Annotated in this window: 18 protein-coding genes; 6 read left to right on the top strand and 12 right to left on the bottom strand. The window is 72.7% G+C overall.

The window, feature by feature from the left end; all coding sequences use genetic code 11:
* Positions 1-22: 22 nt before the first annotated feature.
* Positions 23-2824: a penicillin acylase family protein gene (locus tag ACWDD7_RS25765; protein WP_450459098.1), complete on the bottom strand. Its 2802-nt coding sequence runs from the start codon at positions 2822-2824 to the stop codon at positions 23-25.
* Between the two features lie 219 nt (positions 2825-3043).
* Between ACWDD7_RS25765 and ACWDD7_RS25770 the strand changes: the two genes are divergently transcribed.
* Both ACWDD7_RS25770 and ACWDD7_RS25775 read left to right on the top strand, forming a co-directional pair.
* Positions 3044-3646, top strand: a complete 603-nt coding sequence (locus ACWDD7_RS25770; RefSeq protein ID WP_351874273.1) for a hypothetical protein — start codon at positions 3044-3046, stop codon at positions 3644-3646.
* Between the two features lie 193 nt (positions 3647-3839).
* A complete protein-coding gene (locus ACWDD7_RS25775; protein WP_450459099.1) occupies positions 3840-4907 on the top strand; it encodes an RNA ligase (ATP) in 1068 nt (355 codons plus the stop codon).
* Between the two features lie 19 nt (positions 4908-4926).
* Here the strand turns inward: ACWDD7_RS25775 and soxR are convergent, their stop codons facing one another.
* The gene (soxR, locus tag ACWDD7_RS25780; RefSeq protein ID WP_351874278.1) at positions 4927-5385 is read right to left on the bottom strand and encodes a redox-sensitive transcriptional activator SoxR; all 459 of its coding nucleotides are present in this window, start codon (positions 5383-5385) and stop codon (positions 4927-4929) included.
* 89 nt (positions 5386-5474) lie between these two features.
* On the opposite strand from soxR, the gene ACWDD7_RS25785 reads away from it, so the two are divergent.
* Positions 5475-5936, top strand: coding sequence for a MaoC family dehydratase (locus ACWDD7_RS25785; protein ID WP_351874281.1), 462 nt, complete (start codon positions 5475-5477; stop codon positions 5934-5936).
* Positions 5937-5953: 17 nt separating this feature from the next.
* Here ACWDD7_RS25785 and ACWDD7_RS25790 read toward each other — a convergent pair whose 3' ends face one another.
* The 3 genes from ACWDD7_RS25790 to ACWDD7_RS25800 form a co-directional block, all read right to left on the bottom strand.
* Entirely contained in the window at positions 5954-6577 is a 624-nt protein-coding gene (locus tag ACWDD7_RS25790; protein ID WP_285562455.1) for a TetR/AcrR family transcriptional regulator, read from the bottom strand.
* A gap of 92 nt (positions 6578-6669) precedes the next feature.
* A complete protein-coding gene (locus ACWDD7_RS25795) occupies positions 6670-6813 on the bottom strand; it encodes a hypothetical protein (RefSeq protein ID WP_450459100.1) in 144 nt (47 codons plus the stop codon).
* Between the two features lie 59 nt (positions 6814-6872).
* Entirely contained in the window at positions 6873-8024 is a 1152-nt protein-coding gene (locus tag ACWDD7_RS25800; protein WP_351874296.1) for an acyl-CoA dehydrogenase family protein, read from the bottom strand.
* A gap of 67 nt (positions 8025-8091) precedes the next feature.
* Between ACWDD7_RS25800 and ACWDD7_RS25805 the strand changes: the two genes are divergently transcribed.
* On the top strand, positions 8092-8733 hold the full coding sequence (locus ACWDD7_RS25805; RefSeq protein ID WP_125208946.1) for a TetR/AcrR family transcriptional regulator: 642 nt from the start codon (positions 8092-8094) through the stop codon (positions 8731-8733).
* A 57-nt stretch (positions 8734-8790) separates the two neighbouring features.
* Entirely contained in the window at positions 8791-9507 is a 717-nt protein-coding gene (locus ACWDD7_RS25810) for an ArsR/SmtB family transcription factor (RefSeq protein WP_450459101.1), read from the top strand.
* A 121-nt stretch (positions 9508-9628) separates the two neighbouring features.
* Here the strand turns inward: ACWDD7_RS25810 and ACWDD7_RS25815 are convergent, their stop codons facing one another.
* From ACWDD7_RS25815 to ACWDD7_RS25845, 7 genes are all read right to left on the bottom strand, one after another.
* Positions 9629-10711, bottom strand: coding sequence for a Zn-dependent alcohol dehydrogenase (locus ACWDD7_RS25815; RefSeq protein WP_450459102.1), 1083 nt, complete (start codon positions 10709-10711; stop codon positions 9629-9631).
* A gap of 15 nt (positions 10712-10726) precedes the next feature.
* Entirely contained in the window at positions 10727-12118 is a 1392-nt protein-coding gene (locus ACWDD7_RS25820) for an aldehyde dehydrogenase family protein (protein ID WP_351874290.1), read from the bottom strand.
* Positions 12119-12207: 89 nt separating this feature from the next.
* Positions 12208-12894: a class F sortase gene (locus ACWDD7_RS25825; RefSeq protein ID WP_450459103.1), complete on the bottom strand. Its 687-nt coding sequence runs from the start codon at positions 12892-12894 to the stop codon at positions 12208-12210.
* A complete protein-coding gene (locus ACWDD7_RS25830; protein WP_450459104.1) occupies positions 12881-13555 on the bottom strand; it encodes a hypothetical protein in 675 nt (224 codons plus the stop codon). Before ACWDD7_RS25830 ends, ACWDD7_RS25825 begins: the two co-directional genes overlap by 14 nt.
* A 144-nt stretch (positions 13556-13699) precedes the next feature.
* Positions 13700-15931 carry a molybdopterin oxidoreductase family protein gene (locus tag ACWDD7_RS25835; RefSeq protein ID WP_450459105.1) on the bottom strand — a complete coding sequence of 744 codons (2232 nt, stop codon included), beginning with the start codon at positions 15929-15931 and terminating at the stop codon, positions 13700-13702.
* 83 nt (positions 15932-16014) lie between these two features.
* The gene (locus ACWDD7_RS25840; protein WP_450459106.1) at positions 16015-16632 is read right to left on the bottom strand and encodes a TetR family transcriptional regulator; all 618 of its coding nucleotides are present in this window, start codon (positions 16630-16632) and stop codon (positions 16015-16017) included.
* A gap of 64 nt (positions 16633-16696) precedes the next feature.
* The gene (locus ACWDD7_RS25845; RefSeq protein WP_450459107.1) at positions 16697-17275 is read right to left on the bottom strand and encodes a hypothetical protein; all 579 of its coding nucleotides are present in this window, start codon (positions 17273-17275) and stop codon (positions 16697-16699) included.
* Between the two features lie 239 nt (positions 17276-17514).
* Between ACWDD7_RS25845 and hmgA the strand changes: the two genes are divergently transcribed.
* Positions 17515-18834 carry a homogentisate 1,2-dioxygenase gene (gene hmgA / locus ACWDD7_RS25850; RefSeq protein ID WP_351876339.1) on the top strand — a complete coding sequence of 440 codons (1320 nt, stop codon included), beginning with the start codon at positions 17515-17517 and terminating at the stop codon, positions 18832-18834.
* Positions 18835-18851: the final 17 nt, after the last annotated feature.

An 18851-nucleotide genomic window follows, 5' to 3' on the forward strand; every position in this document is an offset into this window, starting at 1 on the left:
CACCGCTCGCCTCGTCCGGATGTCACCGGTGCGAGGTGTACTCCACGACCTGCTGGAAGGTCGGCCGGTTCTGCCAGCTGATGTTGCCGTGCTTGATGCCGCCCAGCGTGCGCTGGACGATCGAGTCGGCGCACCACTGGTCACCGGCGGAGCAGAGACTGTCGCCCGGGTAGACCTGGGCGGCGGTCATCCCGGCGGCCTGCTTGAGGGTGCTGATCAGGGTGTCCCGGCAGGAGCCGAGGTCGCCGCCGCCGCAGTACTTCTCGGCGAGGGGGCCCTGCACGCTCTGCCCGAGCACCGTCCGGATGTCCTTGTCGACATAGCTCCACCAGCCGTACTGGAAGGAGCTTCCGGCGTGCGAGCCGGTCGGCCCGTGTCCGGCGGACGGGGCCTCGTCGATGGACAGGTTGGCGGTGAGCGCGTTGTACAGGTCGCTGCCGAGACCGGGCTGGAACTCCGCCTTGACCAGCAGCGGCCACCAGGCGTCCAGGATGCGGATCGCGTCGGCGTCGGCGTAGGTCTTGGAACCGGCGGAGGTCTCGGTGCGCTGGGCGCCCGCGCTCACCCAGGCCTGGAGCTTGCTCACCGCGGCGGCGGCCGTGGAGTCGGTCACCGGCGAGGAGCCGATCACCTGGAGCAGTTCGGGCAGCACGTCCTCGGCGCGCAGGTCGGAGACACCGGCGGACGCCATGGCCTGCACCAGCTCGGTGCGGGTCACCCCGCCGGCCGCGACCAGTTTCTTCACCCTGTCGTTCAGCAGGTTGCCGCGGTGCACGGAGCCGTCGCCCCAGGAGGCGGTGGTGTAGTCCTTGGCCTGCTTGTTGTTCCAGGACACGTAGTAGTCCTGGTCGATGGAGTTGGGGTGGGCCGAAGGCGCGGTGTAGTCGGCCGTGTTGGTGTCCGGGTTCCAGTTCCTCCACTCGTACGCGGGCTGCGCCCACACCGGGAAGTCGGCGTCGACGCCGTCCGCGCGGACCGGGTTGTCACCGCTGTTGTAGTAGGCGGTGTGCTGGGAGTCGGCGTAGAACCAGTTGAAGGTGTAGTTGATGTGCTGCGCCGCGCTCTGGAAGTCCTGGGGACCCTTGACGGCGCCGGGGTCGTTCAGCATCTGGAAGCCGATGATCGAGTCGACCTCGTGCAGGTAGGAGGAGCGCAGGCTGGTGTAGGCGACCTTCTTGCCGCCGACGGTCGCCCGGTACTCCACCGGCCCGTACTTGGTGCGCCACACCCGCATGGTGTACGAGCCGGCGGCGGTGCCGTCGGCCAGCGTGGGCGACCAGGAGTTCTTCTGCTCGACCTTGTCCATGGCCGTGCAGGTGCCGTGGTACAGGTAGTGGTAGTCGTCCTGGCACAGCTCGACCGCGTAGGTGTCGATGATGTCCTGGCCGGACGTGGTCGCGCTCCAGGAGTAGTCCTGGCCGCGGCCGAGTTCGACGTACATGCTCAGGCCCGCGAAGGAGGCGCCGCGGGCGCTGATGCCGGGGCCCTGGATCTCCTGGAGCATGAGCAGCTGCGGGGCGAAGTAGCCGGTCTGCGGCCCGAAGACGGCGATCGGATGGCCGCTCGCGGTGTATTTGCCGCTCACCACGAGGGCGTTGGACATGCCGCGGTGCGCGGAGCCGAGGTCCGTCTTCGCGGCCGTGGTGGAGGCGTTCTTGGCGGCGGTGGTGGCCGCGCTGCCGGACCGGTCGTAGACCAGCGGTTCCTGGGTCACCGAGCCGGCGTCGGGCAGGGCCTGGCCCTTGGCGTCGGCGGGCTTGGCGACGTACGGGAAGCTCTGGCCGTCGTGGACGGTGAGCACGGCCTCGGGGTCGTTGCGCTCGCGGAAGGACTCCCAGACCTTGGTGCCCTCCTCGACGCCGTACTTGTTCTGCGCGGCCATCAGGGAGAGGGCGTTGTCGACCTCGCCGCCGCCGCCGGAGCCGAACAGGGAGCCGATGACGGAGGCCAGCGCCACCAGGTCGGTGATCTTGAAGTGGTCGATGGTGCCCGCGTTGGTGATGGCGTCCTTGTGCCCGGTCAGGTCGTACTCGCCGGGGAAGTAACGGCCGCTGTCGGAGGCGTCGATGTAGGAGTTGATGCCGTCCAGGTAGGCGTCGGCGTCCGCGAGGGCCTGCTGGCCGCGGGCGCCGTTGTTCGCCACGGCGCGGTCGATCTGCGCCTGGAGGTCGGCCTCGGTGTAGGGCGCGTTGCGGTAGAACTCCTGCTCCAGGCCCTGGTTGGCGGCGGCGCCGCCGGCGAAGGAGGTCAGCTGGCCCCGGCCGACGTGCCGGAAGACGTCCATCAGCCAGAGCCGGTCCTCGGCCGCGGCGTACCCGGCGCCGAACTCGGTGCCGTAGCGGGTGGTACCGGTGATGTGGGGCACACCGGTCTTCTTGTCGCGCACGATCGTCACGTCGCTGCGGCCGTTGGGCTTCTCGGTCGAGGCGACCTGGTCGGAAGGGACGCCGAACGAGGCGTCGTTGAAGAAGTTGTTGATGGTCGTGTCGTTGAGACCCTTGTAGCCCGTGGCCAGGTTGGCGTACGGGCCGAGCTGGTCCTCGGCGTGGGCGGGCTGGGTGCCGAAGGCCTGGTTGAGGAGGATCTGCGCGAGGGTGGCGTTGCCGTTCTCGCCGGGCGGCAGGATGTCCGAACACTGGCCGCCGCAGTAGTCGTTCGAGGCGGCCGCGGTGGGGGTCGGGGCCGCGGCACTCGCCGCGGTCTGGGTGAGGGGCGAGACAAGTCCGGCTATCAGAACGCATACCGACGCGGTCTTCAGGAACCCGGGGAGTCGGCGGAACGTTCTCACTCTGTCGAGGGCGGTCCGTGGGGTTCGCCGTGGCATGGCAGCTCCTAGCGACTGGGGTGCGCGAACGTTACCGCCGGTATCCCCGAAGTTGAAGATGAACATGCGTCACGTTTTGAAGTCCGTAGGAAGGCCCAGGAGAAAACCGCGAGAAGAGACGGAGCCGAAGCGCCTGTCGCTACGTCTATCAGGCGACGTCCGTACGGCGACGCCGAAGTGACAGCGGGACAGGTGCAGGTGTGACGGAGGTGCAGGGCGATGGCCGGTTTCCGGAGTCTGGCGAGACAGGTACGCGATCCGGGCTGCGATCTGGCGCTGCGGCGCTACTCGCTGCGCAAGTGCCTTGAGAAGTTCGCCCCTTACGGGCATCGGGCGACATGGGACCATCTGTGCGCGCGGGCCGGGTTCGGTCCCGAGGACCGCTCCCCCGACCCGGCGCGGCTCGTGGCCGCACTGGAGGAACTGGAGGAGGCCCGCTCCGTCTGGCTCCGCTACGAGAGCGAGTTCACCGAGCGGCGCCGCCGCGAGAAGCACGACGGGCTGCGCCGGCCGGGCAGTGTGGACGACTGGCACCGGATGACCTGGGGCGGCTTCGGGGTCGCCTGGTGCGACGACCCGCGGGTGCACCCCTCCGCCCCGCTGGCCGAGGTGCTGCGCCGGCTGATCGCGGCGCTGGAGCGGGAGCCGGGCGCGTGCTGCCCGGTGTGCGGAGCCGACCGGCTGGTCTGGAAGTACGGCCTCGACCACGAGCCGTCCTCCGGACCGGTCTGCACCGACTGCGGGATACTCGTCCCGCGTCCGGTGCTCTCCCCGCAGGCGCTGGCGGGCGCCGGGCGGGGGCGGCTGCTGATGCCGGCCTGACCGAGCCGGCCCGGCAGGGGGAAGCACCAGGGGGCCGCGCCGGGGATGCCGCGCCCCCCACGCTCCGCTGACGTCACCGGCGGGGCCGGTCCGGACAGGGACGGTAGCAGGCGGGAATTGGGTCGCTCCAGGTGTTTAACCTCCGGGAACGTGGCGTGAGCTGGAGTCGTAGCCGATACGAACGGGGATCTTCATGTCCACGCTGCGGGTGACCGCCGAGGTGCTGGCCGTCCATGAGCACCCGAACGCCGACGCGCTTGAGTTGGCACAGGTGGGGCTGTACCGGGCCGTGGTGGCCAAGGGCGCCTTCCGGAGCGGGGAGGTGGCGGTCTACATCCCCGAACAGGCGGTGCTGCCGAACGAGTTGATCGAGGAGCTGGGGCTGACCGGGCGGCTCGCCGGGGCCGCGGCCAACCGGGTCAGGGCGGTACGGCTGCGGGGCGAGCTGTCGCAGGGCATCGTGTGCCGGCCGAAGGCGCTCGACGGCGTCGACCTGACGGCCGCCGCGGTCGAGGGCACGGACTTCGCGGAGCGGCTCGGCATCACCAAATGGGTGCCGCCGATCCCGCCCACCATGAACGGCGAGGTGGAGCCGGCGCCCGAGCTGCTGCCCTGGGTCGACATCGAGAACATCCAGCGGTATCCGGACATCTTCACGCCCGGCGAGCCGGTGGTCCTCACGGAGAAGCTGCACGGCTCGGCCTGCCTGCTGACGTACGCCGCCGACGGGGGGCGGGTGTACGTCTCCTCCAAGGGCTTCGGCGCGAAGTCGCTCGCGCTCCGGGAGGATCCTCGCAACCTGTACTGGCGGGCCGTCACCGCCCACGGCGTCCCCGAGGCGGCCGCCCGGCTCGCCGAACGGCTCGGGGCACGACGCGTCGGTGTCTTCGGGGAGGTCTACGGCGCGGGGGTCCAGGACCTCACGTACGGCGCGGACGGCCGCCGCGAGACGCTGGGGTACGCGGTGTTCGACGTCTGCGCGGAGATCGGCGGTTCCGTGCGCTGGCTGGACGCCGCGGCCCTGCTGGAGGGCGAGCTGCCGCTGGTCCCCCGGCTGTTCTCCGGGCCGTACGACATCGAACAGGTGCTGTCCGTCGCGAGCGGCCGGGAGACCGTGTCCGGTCGCGAACTGCACCTGCGCGAGGGGGTGGTGATACGCCCGGCCACCGAGCGCCACAGCCCGGTGACCGGCGGGCGCGCGATCGCGAAGGCGGTGAGCCCGGCGTATCTGACGCGCAAGGGCGGGACGGAGTACGAGTGACCGGGGCGGCGCGACACGCCTACCGCCCCTCCGCCATCAGTCGCGACCCCGCCTGCCGCTCCCCGAACACATCGTCCGGGTTGGACAGCACGCATGTGTCCAGGGACAGGCACCCGCACCCGATGCAGTCGGTCAGATGGTCCCGCAGACGGTTGAGCTGGGTGATCCGTTCGTCCAGCTCCGACCGCCACACCTCCGACAACCGTGCCCAGTCCTCCCGCGTGGGCGTCCGCTCCTCCGGCAGCTCGGCCAGCGCGGAGCGGATCGTGGCGAGGGGGATACCCACCCGCTGCGCCGCACGGATGAACGCCACCCGGCGCAGCGTGTCACGGCTGAACCTGCGCTGGTTGCCGGCGGTGCGGCGACTGGAGATCAGCCCCTTGGCCTCGTAGAAGTGCAGCGCGGACACGGCGGCACCGCTGCGCGCGGACAGTTGGCCGACGGTCAGCTCATGGATCTTCTCGGGAATCTGCGGCACTCCTCAGAGCCTAGTCAATCCGTTGACATCGCCCTCGTACCGGACCATGCTAAGCAGTTGCTTAGGAATACGATCGAGAGGCCGGGAACATGGCAGAACCGAGGATCTTCACCTCCCCCGCCGAGCTGAAGGCGGCCGAGGGCGAGCAGCTGGGGTACACCGACTGGCTGGAGGTCGACCAGAAGCGGATCGACCTGTTCGCCGAGGCCACCGGGGACCACCAGTGGATCCACGTGGACCCGCAGAAGGCCGCCGCGGGGCCGTTCGGGACGACCATCGCGCACGGCTACCTCACCCTCTCGCTGCTGCCGCTCTTCGGCCCGCAGCTGATGCGCGTCGAGGGCGTGAGGATGGGCGTCAACTACGGCACGAACAAGGTCCGTTTCCCCTCCCCCGTCCCCGTCGGCTCCCGGCTGCGCGCCACCGCGAGGATCACCGGGGTCGAGGACGTCACGGGCGGTGTCCAGGTCGCCGTCGCCTTCACCGTGGAGCGCGAGGGCGGCGACAAGCCGGTGTGCGTGGCGGAGTCGGTGTCCCGCTACTACCTGTAGGCGGCGCGGCGCCGGGGCTACTTCGCCCCGACCATCCGCAGCACCAGCTCGGCGTACAGGTCGCCGACCGCCTCGGGCGTACGTGGCCCGTCGATGTTGAACCAGCGGGCCACGTCGATGCACAGCGACAGCACGGCGAGCGTCGTGCCCTGCACGTCGAGCACGTCGAACTCGCCCGCGGCGACGCCGTCCTCGATGATCCCGCGCACCTCGGCGTCGACCTGCCGGCGCAGCCCGAGGATCTCCGCGCGCGCCTCGGGGCCGAGGGCGTCCAGCTCGTACTGCACGACGCGCGCGGTGGTGCGCCGCCCGGCGTGCCAGCGGACGAAGGAGCTGACCGCGTCGGCGAGCCGCGCCTTCGCGGTGCCCTCGCGACGGGCCGCCGTACGCAGGATGTCGAGCGCCTTGTCGTGGCCGATGCGGCTGATCCGGTGGAGCAGCTCTTCCTTGGTCTTGTAGTGGATGTAGAGCGCGGCGGGGCTCATCCCGGCGCGGCCCGCGATGTCCCGGGTCGTCGTCGCGTGGTAGCCGCGCTCGGCGAAGGCCTCCACGGCGGCGACCAGCAGCCGCCGGGCCGCGTCAGGGGTGACCTCTTCCCACGGCTCCGCTTCGCCGCCGGTCGTCTCCTCCGCCGTACTCATCGCTCTCTCGCCCCTCTCGGTGACAGGAGCACCACCATACCGCCGACGGTGAGCGAGCGCTTAGCACAGCAGCCCGAAGGCCCGCCGGACGGTCAGGGCTTCCCGGCGAAGGGGTCGCGCCCGGCGAGGAGCTTGTCCGGACGGGCCCGGTCGACCCGGCCGACGATCCGCCCGGCCTCCTGGCGGTCGCGGATCACCTCGGCGAGGGTGTGCCGCCTGACCGGTGTGCCGCCCATGGGGAAGAGCACCGGCGGACGCGGCCCGCGCCGCCTCCGCTCATGCGCTCATGCGGTACTCAGAACGCCGAAACCCCGGTCAGGGCGCGGCCGATGACCAGCTTCTGGATCTGGCTGGTGCCCTCGTACAGGGTCATCACCCGGGCGTCGCGCAGGAGTTTACCGACCGGGTACTCGTCGATGTAGCCGTATCCGCCGAAGACCTGGAGCGCGTTGTTGGCGGCCCGGACGGCGGCCTCGGAGGCGAACAGCTTGGCCTTGGAGGACTCGACGGCGAACGGCTCGCCGCGGTCGATCAGATCGGCGACCCGCCAGGTGAGCAGCCGGGCCGCGTCCACGTCCACGGCGATGTCGCTGATCAGCTCCTGCACCAGCTGGTGCCCGGCGATCGGCTTGCCGAACTGCTCGCGTTCCCCCGCGTACGCGAGCGCCGCGTCCAGCGCGGCCCGGGCTATGCCGACACAGCCCGCGGCGACCGACATCCGGCCCTTGGCGAGCGCGGACATGGCGACCGAGAAGCCCTTGCCCTCCTCGCCCAGCATCGCCGAGGCGGGCACGCGCACGTCCTCCAGGACGAGTTCGGCGGTGGCCTGGCCGCGCAGGCCGAGCTTGCCGTGGATCGGGCGACGGCTCAGGCCGGGCGTGTCGGTCGGCACCAGGAAGGCGCTCACACCCCGGTGACCGGGGGCGTCGGTGGAGCGGGCGAAGAGCAGGACGACATCCGCCCAGGTGCCGTTGGTGATGAACATCTTGGCGCCGTTGACGACGTACTCGTCCCCGTCGCGCACCGCACGGGTGGTGAGGTTGCCCGCGTCGGAGCCGGTGCCGGGCTCGGTGAGGCCGAAGCAGCCCACGTACTCGCCCGCGGTCAGCCCCGGCAGCCAGCGCCGCTTCTGCTCCTCGTCGCCCCAGGCGGCGATGGTCTTGGCCACGAGGCCGAGGGAGACGGACACGATGCCGCGCACGGAGGAGTCACCGCGGCCGAGTTCCTCGGTGACCAGGCAGTACGACAGGTGGTCGCCGCCGGAGCCGCCGTACTCCTCCGGGATCGTCAGCCCGAGGAATCCGACCTCGCCGAGCTTCTTCACGATGCCCCGGTCGACCTCCTCGGCCCGGTCCCAGGCGACCACGTGCGGGGCGATCTCGCGTGTCACGAAGTCCCGCGCGAGCCGCTGCACGGCGGCCTGCTCCTCGCTGAGCCCCAGGTTCACCACGAGATCACCTCATCCATTTAAATTAGCACTGCTAGTTTACAGCCGCAGCCCTACTATGTGCGCCATGGCCCGACCGCGCAAGCCCCTGCTCAGCACCGACCGGATCGTCCGGACGGCCCGCGAACTCGTGGACCGGGAGGGCCTGGCCGCCGTCTCCACCCGCCGGCTCGCCGCGGAGCTGGGGGTGAGCGGACCCTCGCTGTACAACCACTTCCGCACGAAGGACGAGATCCTGGAGGCGGTCGCGGACTCGGTGAGCGCGCTGGTGGACCTGTCGATGTTCGAGGACGGGCGCGCGTGGCGGACCGCGCTGCACGACTGGGCCGTCTCCTACCGGGCCGCCCTGCGCGCCCACCCCAACATCGTGCCCGTGCTCGCGCGGGGCCCCGGGCGGCGGCCGGCCGCGCTGCGGGTGGCGGACGCGGCGTACGGCGCGATGGTCGACGCGGGGTGGCCGCCGGCGCAGGCCACGTCGATCGGGGCGCTGATGCGGTACTTCATCATGGGCTCCGCGCTCGGCTCGTTCGCCGGGGGGTTCGTGGACGACGCGAGCGCGTACGACCCCGCCGACTACCCCCATCTCGGACAGGCCCATCTGCTCGCCGAGCAGCAGGAGAAGATCGACGAGCGGGCGTTCGAGACAGGGCTTTCGGCGCTGCTGGACGGGCTGGCGCAGCAGTACGAGCGGGTACGGCAGGGCGCTTAGCCCCCTGTTCCGACACTTCGGTACCCACCGAAGCGTTCCCGGCGCATCCTGGGAGGTATGACCAGGATCAAGGACCCCCGGGCCGCGGGGCTCGCCTCGCTGGCCGGGCTGATCGCGGACGAGACCCGCGCGGCGTGCCTGCTGGCCCTGCTGGACGGCCGGGCCTGGACGGCGGGCGAGCTGGCACGGCGCGCCGGGGTGGCCGCGTCGACGGTGAGCGAGCATCTCGGCAAGCTGGTGGCGGGCGGGCTGCTCGCGGAGGAGCGGCAGGGGCGGCACCGGTACGTACGGCTGGCCGATGCCCGGATGGCGACGCTGGTGGAGGACCTCGCGGCGCACGTGCCTTCGGCGGCGGGACGGCATCGCGCGCGCACCCTGCGCGAAGCCGGCGTCGAGTCGGCCATGGCGCGGGGGCGTACGTGTTACGACCACCTCGCCGGGCGGCTCGGCATCGTCCTCACGGACGCGCTGACCTCGCGGGGGCTGCTGCGGCAGGACACCGGGTTCTCCCCGACGGACGCGGGCGTCGACTGGTTCGCGACGACGGGGATTCCCCTGGCCTCCGCCGGTCGCCGCCCGCTCGCCCGCGCGTGCCTCGACTGGACGGAACGCCGCCCGCACCTCGCCGGGGTGGCGGGGGCGGCGTTGTGCCGGCACGCGCTGGATTCGGGGTGGTGCGAGCGGATCGGGAGCGAGCGGGCGGTCCGGGTGACTCCGTCGGGGGAGCGGGCGTTGTCCTCGTCGCTGGGGATCTCTCCGGGTGCGCTCGGGTGAGTCCCGGTCACGGTGGTGGGTTCGGTGGTGGGTTCGGTGGTGGGTTCGGTGGTGGGTTCGGTGGCGCGCCGCGAGCGCGGGCGCGTGGCTGATCGCGCGGTTCCCCGCGCCCCTTCGCCCCTCAGAACACCACCAGCGCCCGGCCCCCCTTCCCCATCCTCATGTTCTCGAAGGCCCCCGGGATGTCCTCCAGCCCGATGCGTTCCGTGACCAGGGTCGAGAGGTCCAGTCGGCCGGTACGGACATGTCCGGCCAGCACGGGCAGGTCGCGGGAGGGATCGCTGTCGCCGTAGACGCAGCCGGAGAGCGTGCGGCCCCAGTGGAAGAGTTCCAGGGCGTTGAAGGTGACCTGCTGGTCCTTGCCGCCGATGCCGACGACCGTCGTACGGCCGCCCCGCCGCGTGGACTCCCAGGCCGCGCGGATGCTGACCGCACGGCCCGCGCACTCGACGGCGACGTCCACGCCCTGCTGCGCGGTGAGGGCGCGGATCTCACGGGGCGTGGTGGCGGAGGCGAGGAGGTAGTCGGTGGCCCCGGCCGCGCGGGCGAGGGCCTCCTTCTCCGCGGAGACGTCGACGGCGATGATCCTGGACGCGCCCGCGATCCGCGCCGACTGGAGTGCGGCCAGCCCCACCCCGCCCGCGCCGAACACCGCGACCGTCTCCCCGGGGCGCACCCGCGCCGAGTGATGGACGGCCCCGTACCCGGTGAGCACGGCGCAGCCGAGCAGCGCGGCGTCCGCGAGCGGTACGCCCGGCGGCAGCGGGAGGACACAGGACGCGGGGACGACGGTCTCCTCGGCGAACGCGGCGACGTTCAGACCGGGATGGAGCGGGGTGCCGTCCGCCGCGTGGGCGTAGACCGAGGCCGCGCCGTTGAGCGCGTTGGCGCACAGCCAGACCTCGCCGAGCGAACAGGCGTGGCAACGTCCGCAGGCGGGCGCCCAGTTGAGGACGACGGACTCGCCGGGCGAGACATGGGTGACGTCCGGCCCCACGGCGACGACCGTCCCCGCGCCCTCATGGCCGAGCACGGCGGGGACCGGCACGCTCATCGTGCCGTCCGACAGGGACAGATCGGAGTGGCACACCCCGGCCGCCGCGAGCCGGACCCGGACCTGTCCGGGGCCCGGGTCGGGCAGCTCGATGCCGGTTATCTCCAGGGGTGCGCCGACGGCGGGAAGGACTGCGGCTCGTACGGCCATGGCGGGCGGACTCCCTCAGAACTGGAAGGACTTGGTCTGGAGGTACTCGTCGAGGCCGTGGCTGCCGAGTTCCCGGCCGACCCCGGACTGCTTGTACCCGCCGAACGGGGCGAGGGGGTTGAAGCGGCCGCCGTTGATGTCGACCTGCCCGGTGTCCATCCGCCGGGCGAAGGCGACCGCCTCGTCCTCGTCACCGGCCCAGACCGCGCCGGCGAGGCCGTACACCGTGCCGTTGGCGATGCGCAGGGCGTCGTCCTCGTCGTCGTAGGGCAGGAGGGAGAGCACCGGCCCGAAGATCTCCTCCTGGGCGATGGTCATCTCCGGTGTCACGTCGGCGAAGACGGTCGGGCTGACGAAGTAGCCCTTCTCACGCGGGGCGCCGGGCCCGCCCGCGACCAGCCGGGCGCCCTCGGCGACGCCCTTCTCGATGTAACCGCGCACCCGTTCCTGCTGCTTGGCGTTGACCAGCGGTCCGATGCGGTCGCCGTACTTCTCGGCGGCGGCCGCGGCCAGCGAGACGGCCTCCTCGTACCGGTCGCGGTGGACCAGCATCCGGGTCCAGGCGCTGCACGTCTGCCCGGAGTTGGACATCACGTTGGCCACGCCGACGTTGACCGCCTTGGCGAGGTCGGCGCTCGGCAGGATGACGTTGGCGGACTTGCCGCCGAGTTCGAGGGCGACCCGCTTCACGGCCCCGCCGGCCAGCGCGCCGATCCGGCGGCCGACGGCGGTGGAGCCGGTGAAGGAGACGAGGTCCACGTCCGGGTGCCCGGCGAGGGCCTGCCCCGCGACCGGCCCGAGACCGGTGACGAGGTTGAACACGCCCGCGGGGACGCCCGCCTCGTGCACCGCCTCGGCGAACAGCTGGGCGGTGAGCGGGGTGTCCTCGGCGGGCTTGAGGACGACGGTGCAGCCCGCGGCGAGCGCGGGGGCGGCCTTGGCGACGATCTGGTGCAGCGGGTAGTTCCAGGGGGTGATCGCGCCGACCACGCCGACGGGCTCGTGCAGGACGGTGGAGTTGCCGACCTTCTCCTCGAAGGGGCGGCTCGCGGCGAGTTCGGCGTAGGTGCCGGCGACCACGATGGGCAGGCCCGCGTGCACGGCCTCCGAGAACGCGGGCGGCGAGCCGAGTTCGGCGGTGACCGTCTCGGCGATCTCGTCCTTGCGGGCCGCGAGGGCGTCCCGGAGAGCGGTGAGGCGGGCGGCGCGCTCGGCGGGCGGCGTGGCGGCCCAGCCGGGCAGGGCGGCACGGGCCGCGCGGACGGCGGCGTCCACGTCCTCGGGGCCGCCGGCCGGGACCCGGGCGATGACCTGCTCGTCGGCCGGGTTCACGACCTCGATCATGTCGCCCGGGTTCGCGGCGGGGCGCCAGGCGCCGTCGATGTACAGCCCGTCGTGTGCCTTCATGCTGCTTCCTCCCGGCGGATCTCCGCGTCGTCCGCCCCACAAACTAGCGGCGTTAGTTTTGCGGCGCCAGACGCTCTCGCCGAGCGGCCTCACCTGGTCGCGGTGAGGTGGGCGAAGACCACGACGTTGCTGGAGTACCCGTTGCGCCTGTTGTACAGGCCCCCGCAGGTGAGCACGCGCAGCTCCGGGCGGCGGGAGCGGCCGTACACCTCCTTGTCGGGGAAGCCGGACTTGTCGAAGACCTGGACCCGGTCCACGGTGTAGACGGCGGTACGGCCGTCCGCGCGCCGCGCCTCGATCGCCTTGCCGGGCTTGATCAGCGGGAGGGCGGCGAAGACCGCGGGCCCGGACGGGGTGTCCCGGTGGCCGACGGCGATCGCGGTGCCCGCCTCCCCCGGGGTGGCGCCGCCCTCGTACCAGCCTGCCGTCTTCGGACGGTCGAACGGCGGTGTCTCCAACTGCCGGTCGCCGCCGAGCCGTACGCCGGTGACCGGGGCGTCGATGCCGAGCGAGGGAATGCGCAGGGAGGTGGGCCGGGAGCGGGGCAGCGGGCGGGCCGAGCCGGTCCCCGCCCGGCTCCCGCCGCGCCCGTCGGCCGCGCCCGGGTCCGCCCCGGCGGCGGTGACGGCGTCCTGGCCGTCCGTGCGGCCCGGTGCGCCGTCGTCCCCGCACCGGCTGACGAGCGTCACCAGGACGGCCGTGAGCACGGCCGTCCTGGTGAGGCGGTAGGCGCGGGTCCGGTACCAGGGCCTGCGTCTGCGCCTACGCGGCGCCATGCGGCCGTCGGCGGCTGCGCCGGACGTACGCGGCTCCGCCGACCGCGATCAGGCCCACCGCCGCGGCGGCGCCCACCGGGGAGTACGCGGCCGCGGTGTCGACGAGCCCGCCGCCGCCCGCGTGCACCCCGCCCTGCGGGTCGCCGTGGTCGTCGCCCTCGCCCCAGCTCGTGTCGTTGTGCTGCTGCGGGTCTTCGTGCTGCTGCGGGTCGCCGATCTGGCCGGGCGCACCCTGGGCGCCGTTCTCCCGGCAGTTGACCCGGAAGACCTTCTCCTTGAGGGCGCCGGCCACCGTCCAGGTGATCCGGTACTGGCCGTCCGCGAGCCCCAGCGGGTCGGTGTGCCCGGCCCCCGCGGCGAGCTGGATGGTGCCGGTGACGGTGGCCGCGGTGGGCAGCGGAGGCTGCGGCGTGATGGTGTAGGCGATGACGGGCAGCACGTCGAAGTTGACGGCGTCGAGGTAGAACCGGCAGACCGTGGGGTCGTCCTTCGAGACGCCGAAGGGCGTGCCGACCCGGTGGACTCTGATGTCGCCGTTCTCCCCTTGGGCCATGGCGTTCGGTGCCGCCACCCACGAGGCGCCCGCCGCGGCGAGTGCGGTCAGGACGACGGTGGCGCCGGCGCGGGTGCCGGCGGTGCGTGGGAATGTCCGGGTGGGCATGCGCATTTCCTCCGAGTCAGACGATTTTCATACAAATCGATCTCGTCTGGACTCTGCCCAATGCGCCCGGCGGCCGACGGCACCGACGCCCGGCGCGCCGTCAGATATCCCCCTGGCGGCGCAATGTGAGGAAACGTCCCTCCGTCAGGGCGCCGGGGACAACTCGACGGGGATGCCGTTGAGAACCGCGTTGCCCGACAGCGGGTCGAGCAGGGTGCCGTCGAGGAGTTGGTTGACGTTGACGCCCGGGGTGGTGGCGGCGTGCGCGAGCCGGGCGCCGGGGCGGTCGTGGCCCCAACCGTGCGGCAGGCTGACCACACCGGGCCGCACGGCGTCGGTGACCTCGGCCGGTGCCACCAGCTCGCCGCCGGCGCCCTTGACGCGCACCTGCGCGCCGTCCCGGATGCCGAGCCGGGCCGCGTCCTCGGGGTGCACGTGCAGGGTGCAGCGGTTGCTGCCGCCGGTGAGCGCGGGGACGTTGTGCATCCAGCTGTTGTTGGAGCGCAGATGGCGGCGGCCGACGAGGACCGGCCCCGCGGGGCGCTCGTCGCGGGCCGCGCGCAGCCGGGGCAGGTCGGCGGCGATCGGCCCGGGCAGCAACTCCACCTTGCCGCTGCGGGTCTTGAGGGGCCCCGGGAGGCGCGGGCGCAGGGGGCCGAGGTCGATGCCGTGCGGGTTGGCGAGGAGCACGGTCAGGGTCAGCCCGTCCGGGCGGGCGCCGAAGCCGTCGCCGTAGGGGCCGAGGCGCAGCATCAGGTCGAGCCGGCGTTCGGGTCCGGTCTCACCGGTGAGCGAAGCGGCGAGTTCGCCCGGATCACGGCCGTACACGGGCGAGCCGGGGTCCCGTACGGCCTTGCCGAGGGTCTGCTCGACGACCAGCGCGTCCACGGCGCCGGGGTCGGCGCCGTGCATGCCGGTGGCCGCGAGGGTGAGCCGGGCGAGGATCTCGGTCTCGGCCATGCGGCCGGGCTCCAGCGGGATCGCGGGGCGGGTGTAGCGGACCTGGTTGCGCACGGCGAAGGCGTTGAAGGCGAAGTCGTGGTGCGGGCTTTGCGAGGGCGGCGGCGGGGGCAGCACGACGTGGGCGTGGCGCGAGGTCTCGTTGAGGTACGGGTCGACGCTGACCAGGAAGTCGAGGGAGCCGAGGGCCTTGTCGAGGCGGTTGCCGTCGGGCGCGGACAGCACCGGGTTGGCGGCCACCACGATCAGCGCCCGGATCGGCTCGCCCTCCTCGGTCGCGGTGTCGATCTCCTCGGCGAGCGCGGCGAGCGGCAACTCGCCTTTCGCCTCGGGGTGCCGGCGTACCCGCGAGTGCCAGCGGCCCAGCGCGAAACCGTGGCCGGGGCCCGCCGGGCGGGGGGTCCTGGCGGTGGCGGCCAGCGGGAAGAGGGCGCCGCCGGGCCGGTCCAGGTTGCCGGTGAGGATGTTCAGCACATCGACCAGCCAGCTCGCGAGGGTGCCGTGCGGGACGGTGCAGCTGCCGATGCGGGCGTAGACGGCGGCGGTGCGGGCGGCGGCGAGTTCGCGGGCGAGGGCGCGGATCTCGTCCGCCTCGACGTCGCAGGCGGCGGCGACGGACTCGGGGGTGAAGTCGCCGAGCGCCGCCCGGAGTTCCTCGACACCCTCGACATGCGGGGCGAGGCCGGCGAGGTCCACCAGGCCCTCCGCGAACAGCACCTGCGCCATCGCGGCGAGCAGCAGCGCGTCGGTGCCGGGCCGGATCGCCACGTGCCGGTCGGCGAGCCGGGCGGTGCGGGTGCGGCGCGGGTCGACCACCGTCAGGTGTCCGCCGCGCGCGCGAAGCGCCTTGAGCCGGCCCGGGAAGTCGGGGGCGGTGCACAGACTGCCGTTGGACTCCAGCGGGTTGGCGCCGATGAGGAGCAGATGGTCGGTGCGGTCCAGGTCGGGTACGGCGATGGCGTGGGCGTCGCCGAACAGCAGCCCGCTGGAGACGTGCTTGGGCATCTGGTCCACCGTGGAGGCGGTGAACAGGCTCCGGGTGCGCAGGGCACCGAGCAGGACCGGGGGGTAGAGGGCGCCGGCCATGGTGTGCACGTTGGGGTTGCCGAGGACGACGCCGAGCGCGTCGGGGCCGTACCGCTCCACCACGGGGCGCAGCCCGGCGGCCACCGCGTCGAACGCCTCCTCCCAGCCGGCCTCGCGCAGCCGGCCGTTCTCCCGCACGAGCGGGGTGCGCAGCCGGTCGGGGTCGCCGTCGAGGGCGCCGAAGGCGGCGCCCTTGGGGCAGATGAAGCCCTTGCTGAAGACGTCCTCGCCGTCGCCGCGGGCGCCGGTGACACGGCCGCCGTCGATGGTGAGGGTCAGTCCGCAGGTGGCCTCGCACAGCGGGCAGATGCGCAGGGCGGTGCGGGACACGGGTCCTCCCGGAGGGTCGGCGGCGGCACGACGGGGAGCCTACCGACCGGTTGGCATGTGCGGGAGCCCCTGCGACGGACCTCTCAGTCGAGCAGCCGCCCCAGGTACGCCCGCAGCAGTTCCCGGGTCTCGCGGATGATCGCCTCGTCGCCTGCCGGATCGACCCGGAAGGCCAGTTGGACCAGGGTGTCCGCGCTCTCCACGGCCACCAGGAAGGCCCGCCGCAGGTCCTCGTCGGGGGTGCGGCCGATATAGGCGGCGAGCAGTTCCGAAAGCCGGTCGGCGACCCGGCTGTTGGGCTCGTCCTGGCGGGCGCCGACCGGGATCTGGTTGCCGAAGTCGACCAGCGAGAAGCCGGGCGCGGTGCGCTTCATCATCAGGTACTCGTCCAGGACCGCGTCCATCGCGGCCCGCCAGTCCCCCACCGCCGCCCGCTCCAGGCGCTCGATGACGTGCTCGGTGAACAGCTCCAGATTGCGCTGCGCGAGGGCGTCGACCATCTGCCGCTTGTTGGCGAAGAAGCGGTAGACCGAGCCGATGGGCACGCCGGCGCGCACCGCGACGGCACGGGTGCTCAGTCCGTCGTAGCCCACCTCGTCGAGGAGTTCGGCGCAGGCGTCGAGGATCCTGGCCAGCCGTTCGGCGCTGCGTCGCTGGACGGGGGCGCGGCGGAGCGAGGTCGCGTGGGGCACGGGCTTCATGATGCCTTTCCGCCGGGGTCCGGTGAACCTGGTCCCAGGGTACGGAGAAGCGTGACCGAAGCCCTCAGCCGTCCGACTGTCGGTCGGTTCCCGGGCCGGACGGCCGGGGTGCCCGGGTGACGGACACCGTTATGTCGGCGGTGCTCTGGACCGGCTTTCCGTGGACGGCCCACACCGTGCCGTCGTCGGCGTACAGGCGGGCGGTGACGTGGTGGGTGCCGTGCGGGACGAACCGGCCGGGCAGACGGTACTCGGGGGTGCGCAGCCGGGCGACCCGGCGGCCGTCCACGAAGAGGCAGGCGAGTCCGCGCCCGGTCACCGCCCTCGGGCGGGCGCCGGGCGTGGAGACCCGGAAGTGGCGGAAGGTCAGCCGCACGTCCCAGCCGTCCGCGGTGTCCGGGGTGACCTCGACGCCGACCTGGGGAGCGTCCCTGCCGTCGATCTCGCGCAGATGGCGGCCGGTGCCGTCGGTGTCGTCCAGCACCTTGCCGACGGGCGAGGGCGCGGCGGCGCCGGCCGTGCCCGCGCCGCCGCCGGTACCCGTGCCTCCCCGCGCCGTACCGCAGCCCGCCGCGCCGAGCGGCAGCAGAAGGCACACCGCGAGCGCGGCCAGGCGTCCTCGGGTCTCCCTCGTCCACGACATGCCCGGGAGCGTAGAACACCGCGCCGGGCCCGGGAATCCGCCTGAAGTCGGGTTCCGGACCTACCCCGGAGGGAGGAGGGGCCCTCGGTGGGCGGAACGTCCCGGAGTGCGCCCGGCGGACCCGCCGGACCACGACACCGACCCGGCCCGCCCTCTTGCGCGCGGCTCCGCGCATTCCTACGGTGTTGCATAGGAATCAGCGGATGCACTCAGAAGCGCAAAGGAGCGTGGGGGCGACCATGAGCGGGGACGCGCGCAAGACCGCCGAGGGGCTGTCGTATCTGACCGGGTTCGGCAACGAGCACGCCTCGGAGGCGGTGCCGGGCGCCCTGCCCGAGGGCCGCAACTCGCCGCAGCGCGCACCGCTCGGCCTGTACGCGGAGCAGCTCAGCGGCTCGGCCTTCACCGAGCCGCGCGCGCACAACCGCCGCTCGTGGCTGTACCGGATCCGCCCGTCGGCCGCGCACCCGCGGTTCACCCGTACCGCCAACGGCCCGATCCGCACGGCACCCTTCACCGAGACCGTGCCCGACCCCAACCGGCTGCGCTGGAACCCGCTGCCCGAGCCGGCCGCGGGCACCGACTTCCTCGGGGGCCTGTGGACGCTCGGCGGCAACGGCGACGCGACCCAACGAGCGGGCATGGCCGTGCACCTGTACCACGCCAACGCCTCGATGGAGCGCGTCTTCTCCGACGCCGACGGCGAGTTGCTGATCGTCCCGGAGCGCGGCGGGCTGCTGCTGCACACCGAGTTCGGGCGGCTGCACGTGGAGCCCGCGCACGTGGCGCTGATCCCGCGCGGGGTGCGGTTCCGGGTGGAGCTGCTGGACGAGTCGGCCCGCGGCTACGTCTGCGAGAACTACGGGGCGCCGTTCCGCCTCCCGGACCTCGGCCCGATCGGCGCCAACGGCCTCGCCAACGCACGGGACTTCCGCGCGCCGGTCGCCGCGTACGAGGAGACCGGGGGCCCGGTGGAGGTGGTGAACAAGTTCTGCGGCAACCTCTGGACGGCCCAGTACGACCACTCGCCCCTCGACGTGGTCGCCTGGCACGGCAACCATGTGCCGTACGTCTACGACCTGCGCCGCTTCAACGTGATCGGCACCATCTCCTACGACCACCCGGACCCCTCCATCTTCACGGTCCTGACCGCCCCCTCGGACACCCCGGGCCTGGCCGGCGTCGACTTCGTCGTCTTCGCGCCGCGCTGGCTGGTGGGCGAGGACACCTTCCGGCCGCCGTACTTCCACCGGAACGTGATGAGCGAGTACATGGGTCTGATCGAGGGCGCCTACGACGCGAAGACCGCCGGCCCGGGGGGCTTCGTGCCGGGCGGTGGCTCGCTGCACAACATGATGTCGGCGCACGGCCCGGACCGGGAGACGTTCGACCGGGCGAGCGCGGCCGAGCTGAGGCCGCAGAAGATCGACGACGGCCTCGCCTTCATGTTCGAGACCCGCTGGCCGGTGACGCTCACCCCGCACGCGGCCGGCGCCGACCACCTCCAGCAGGACTACGACGACGTGTGGCGGGGCCTGACGCCGGACTTCCGTATCTGACACGTGTGTTGCGCCCG

The sequence above is a fragment of the Streptomyces sp. NPDC001056 genome (assembly GCF_053598955.1).

Coding starts and splice junctions, on each gene's coding strand:
- ACWDD7_RS25765 (WP_450459098.1), bottom strand. CDS start 2,824: ATGCCACGGCGAACCCCACGGACCGCCCTCGACAGAGTGAGAACGTTC.
- ACWDD7_RS25770 (WP_351874273.1), top strand. CDS start 3,044: ATGGCCGGTTTCCGGAGTCTGGCGAGACAGGTACGCGATCCGGGCTGC.
- ACWDD7_RS25775 (WP_450459099.1), top strand. CDS start 3,840: ATGTCCACGCTGCGGGTGACCGCCGAGGTGCTGGCCGTCCATGAGCAC.
- ACWDD7_RS25785 (WP_351874281.1), top strand. CDS start 5,475: ATGGCAGAACCGAGGATCTTCACCTCCCCCGCCGAGCTGAAGGCGGCC.
- ACWDD7_RS25790 (WP_285562455.1), bottom strand. CDS start 6,577: ATGAGTACGGCGGAGGAGACGACCGGCGGCGAAGCGGAGCCGTGGGAA.
- ACWDD7_RS25795 (WP_450459100.1), bottom strand. CDS start 6,813: ATGGGCGGCACACCGGTCAGGCGGCACACCCTCGCCGAGGTGATCCGC.
- ACWDD7_RS25805 (WP_125208946.1), top strand. CDS start 8,092: ATGGCCCGACCGCGCAAGCCCCTGCTCAGCACCGACCGGATCGTCCGG.
- ACWDD7_RS25810 (WP_450459101.1), top strand. CDS start 8,791: ATGACCAGGATCAAGGACCCCCGGGCCGCGGGGCTCGCCTCGCTGGCC.
- ACWDD7_RS25815 (WP_450459102.1), bottom strand. CDS start 10,711: ATGGCCGTACGAGCCGCAGTCCTTCCCGCCGTCGGCGCACCCCTGGAG.
- ACWDD7_RS25820 (WP_351874290.1), bottom strand. CDS start 12,118: ATGAAGGCACACGACGGGCTGTACATCGACGGCGCCTGGCGCCCCGCC.
- ACWDD7_RS25825 (WP_450459103.1), bottom strand. CDS start 12,894: ATGGCGCCGCGTAGGCGCAGACGCAGGCCCTGGTACCGGACCCGCGCC.
- ACWDD7_RS25830 (WP_450459104.1), bottom strand. CDS start 13,555: ATGCCCACCCGGACATTCCCACGCACCGCCGGCACCCGCGCCGGCGCC.
- ACWDD7_RS25840 (WP_450459106.1), bottom strand. CDS start 16,632: ATGAAGCCCGTGCCCCACGCGACCTCGCTCCGCCGCGCCCCCGTCCAG.
- ACWDD7_RS25845 (WP_450459107.1), bottom strand. CDS start 17,275: ATGTCGTGGACGAGGGAGACCCGAGGACGCCTGGCCGCGCTCGCGGTG.
- hmgA (WP_351876339.1), top strand. CDS start 17,515: ATGAGCGGGGACGCGCGCAAGACCGCCGAGGGGCTGTCGTATCTGACC.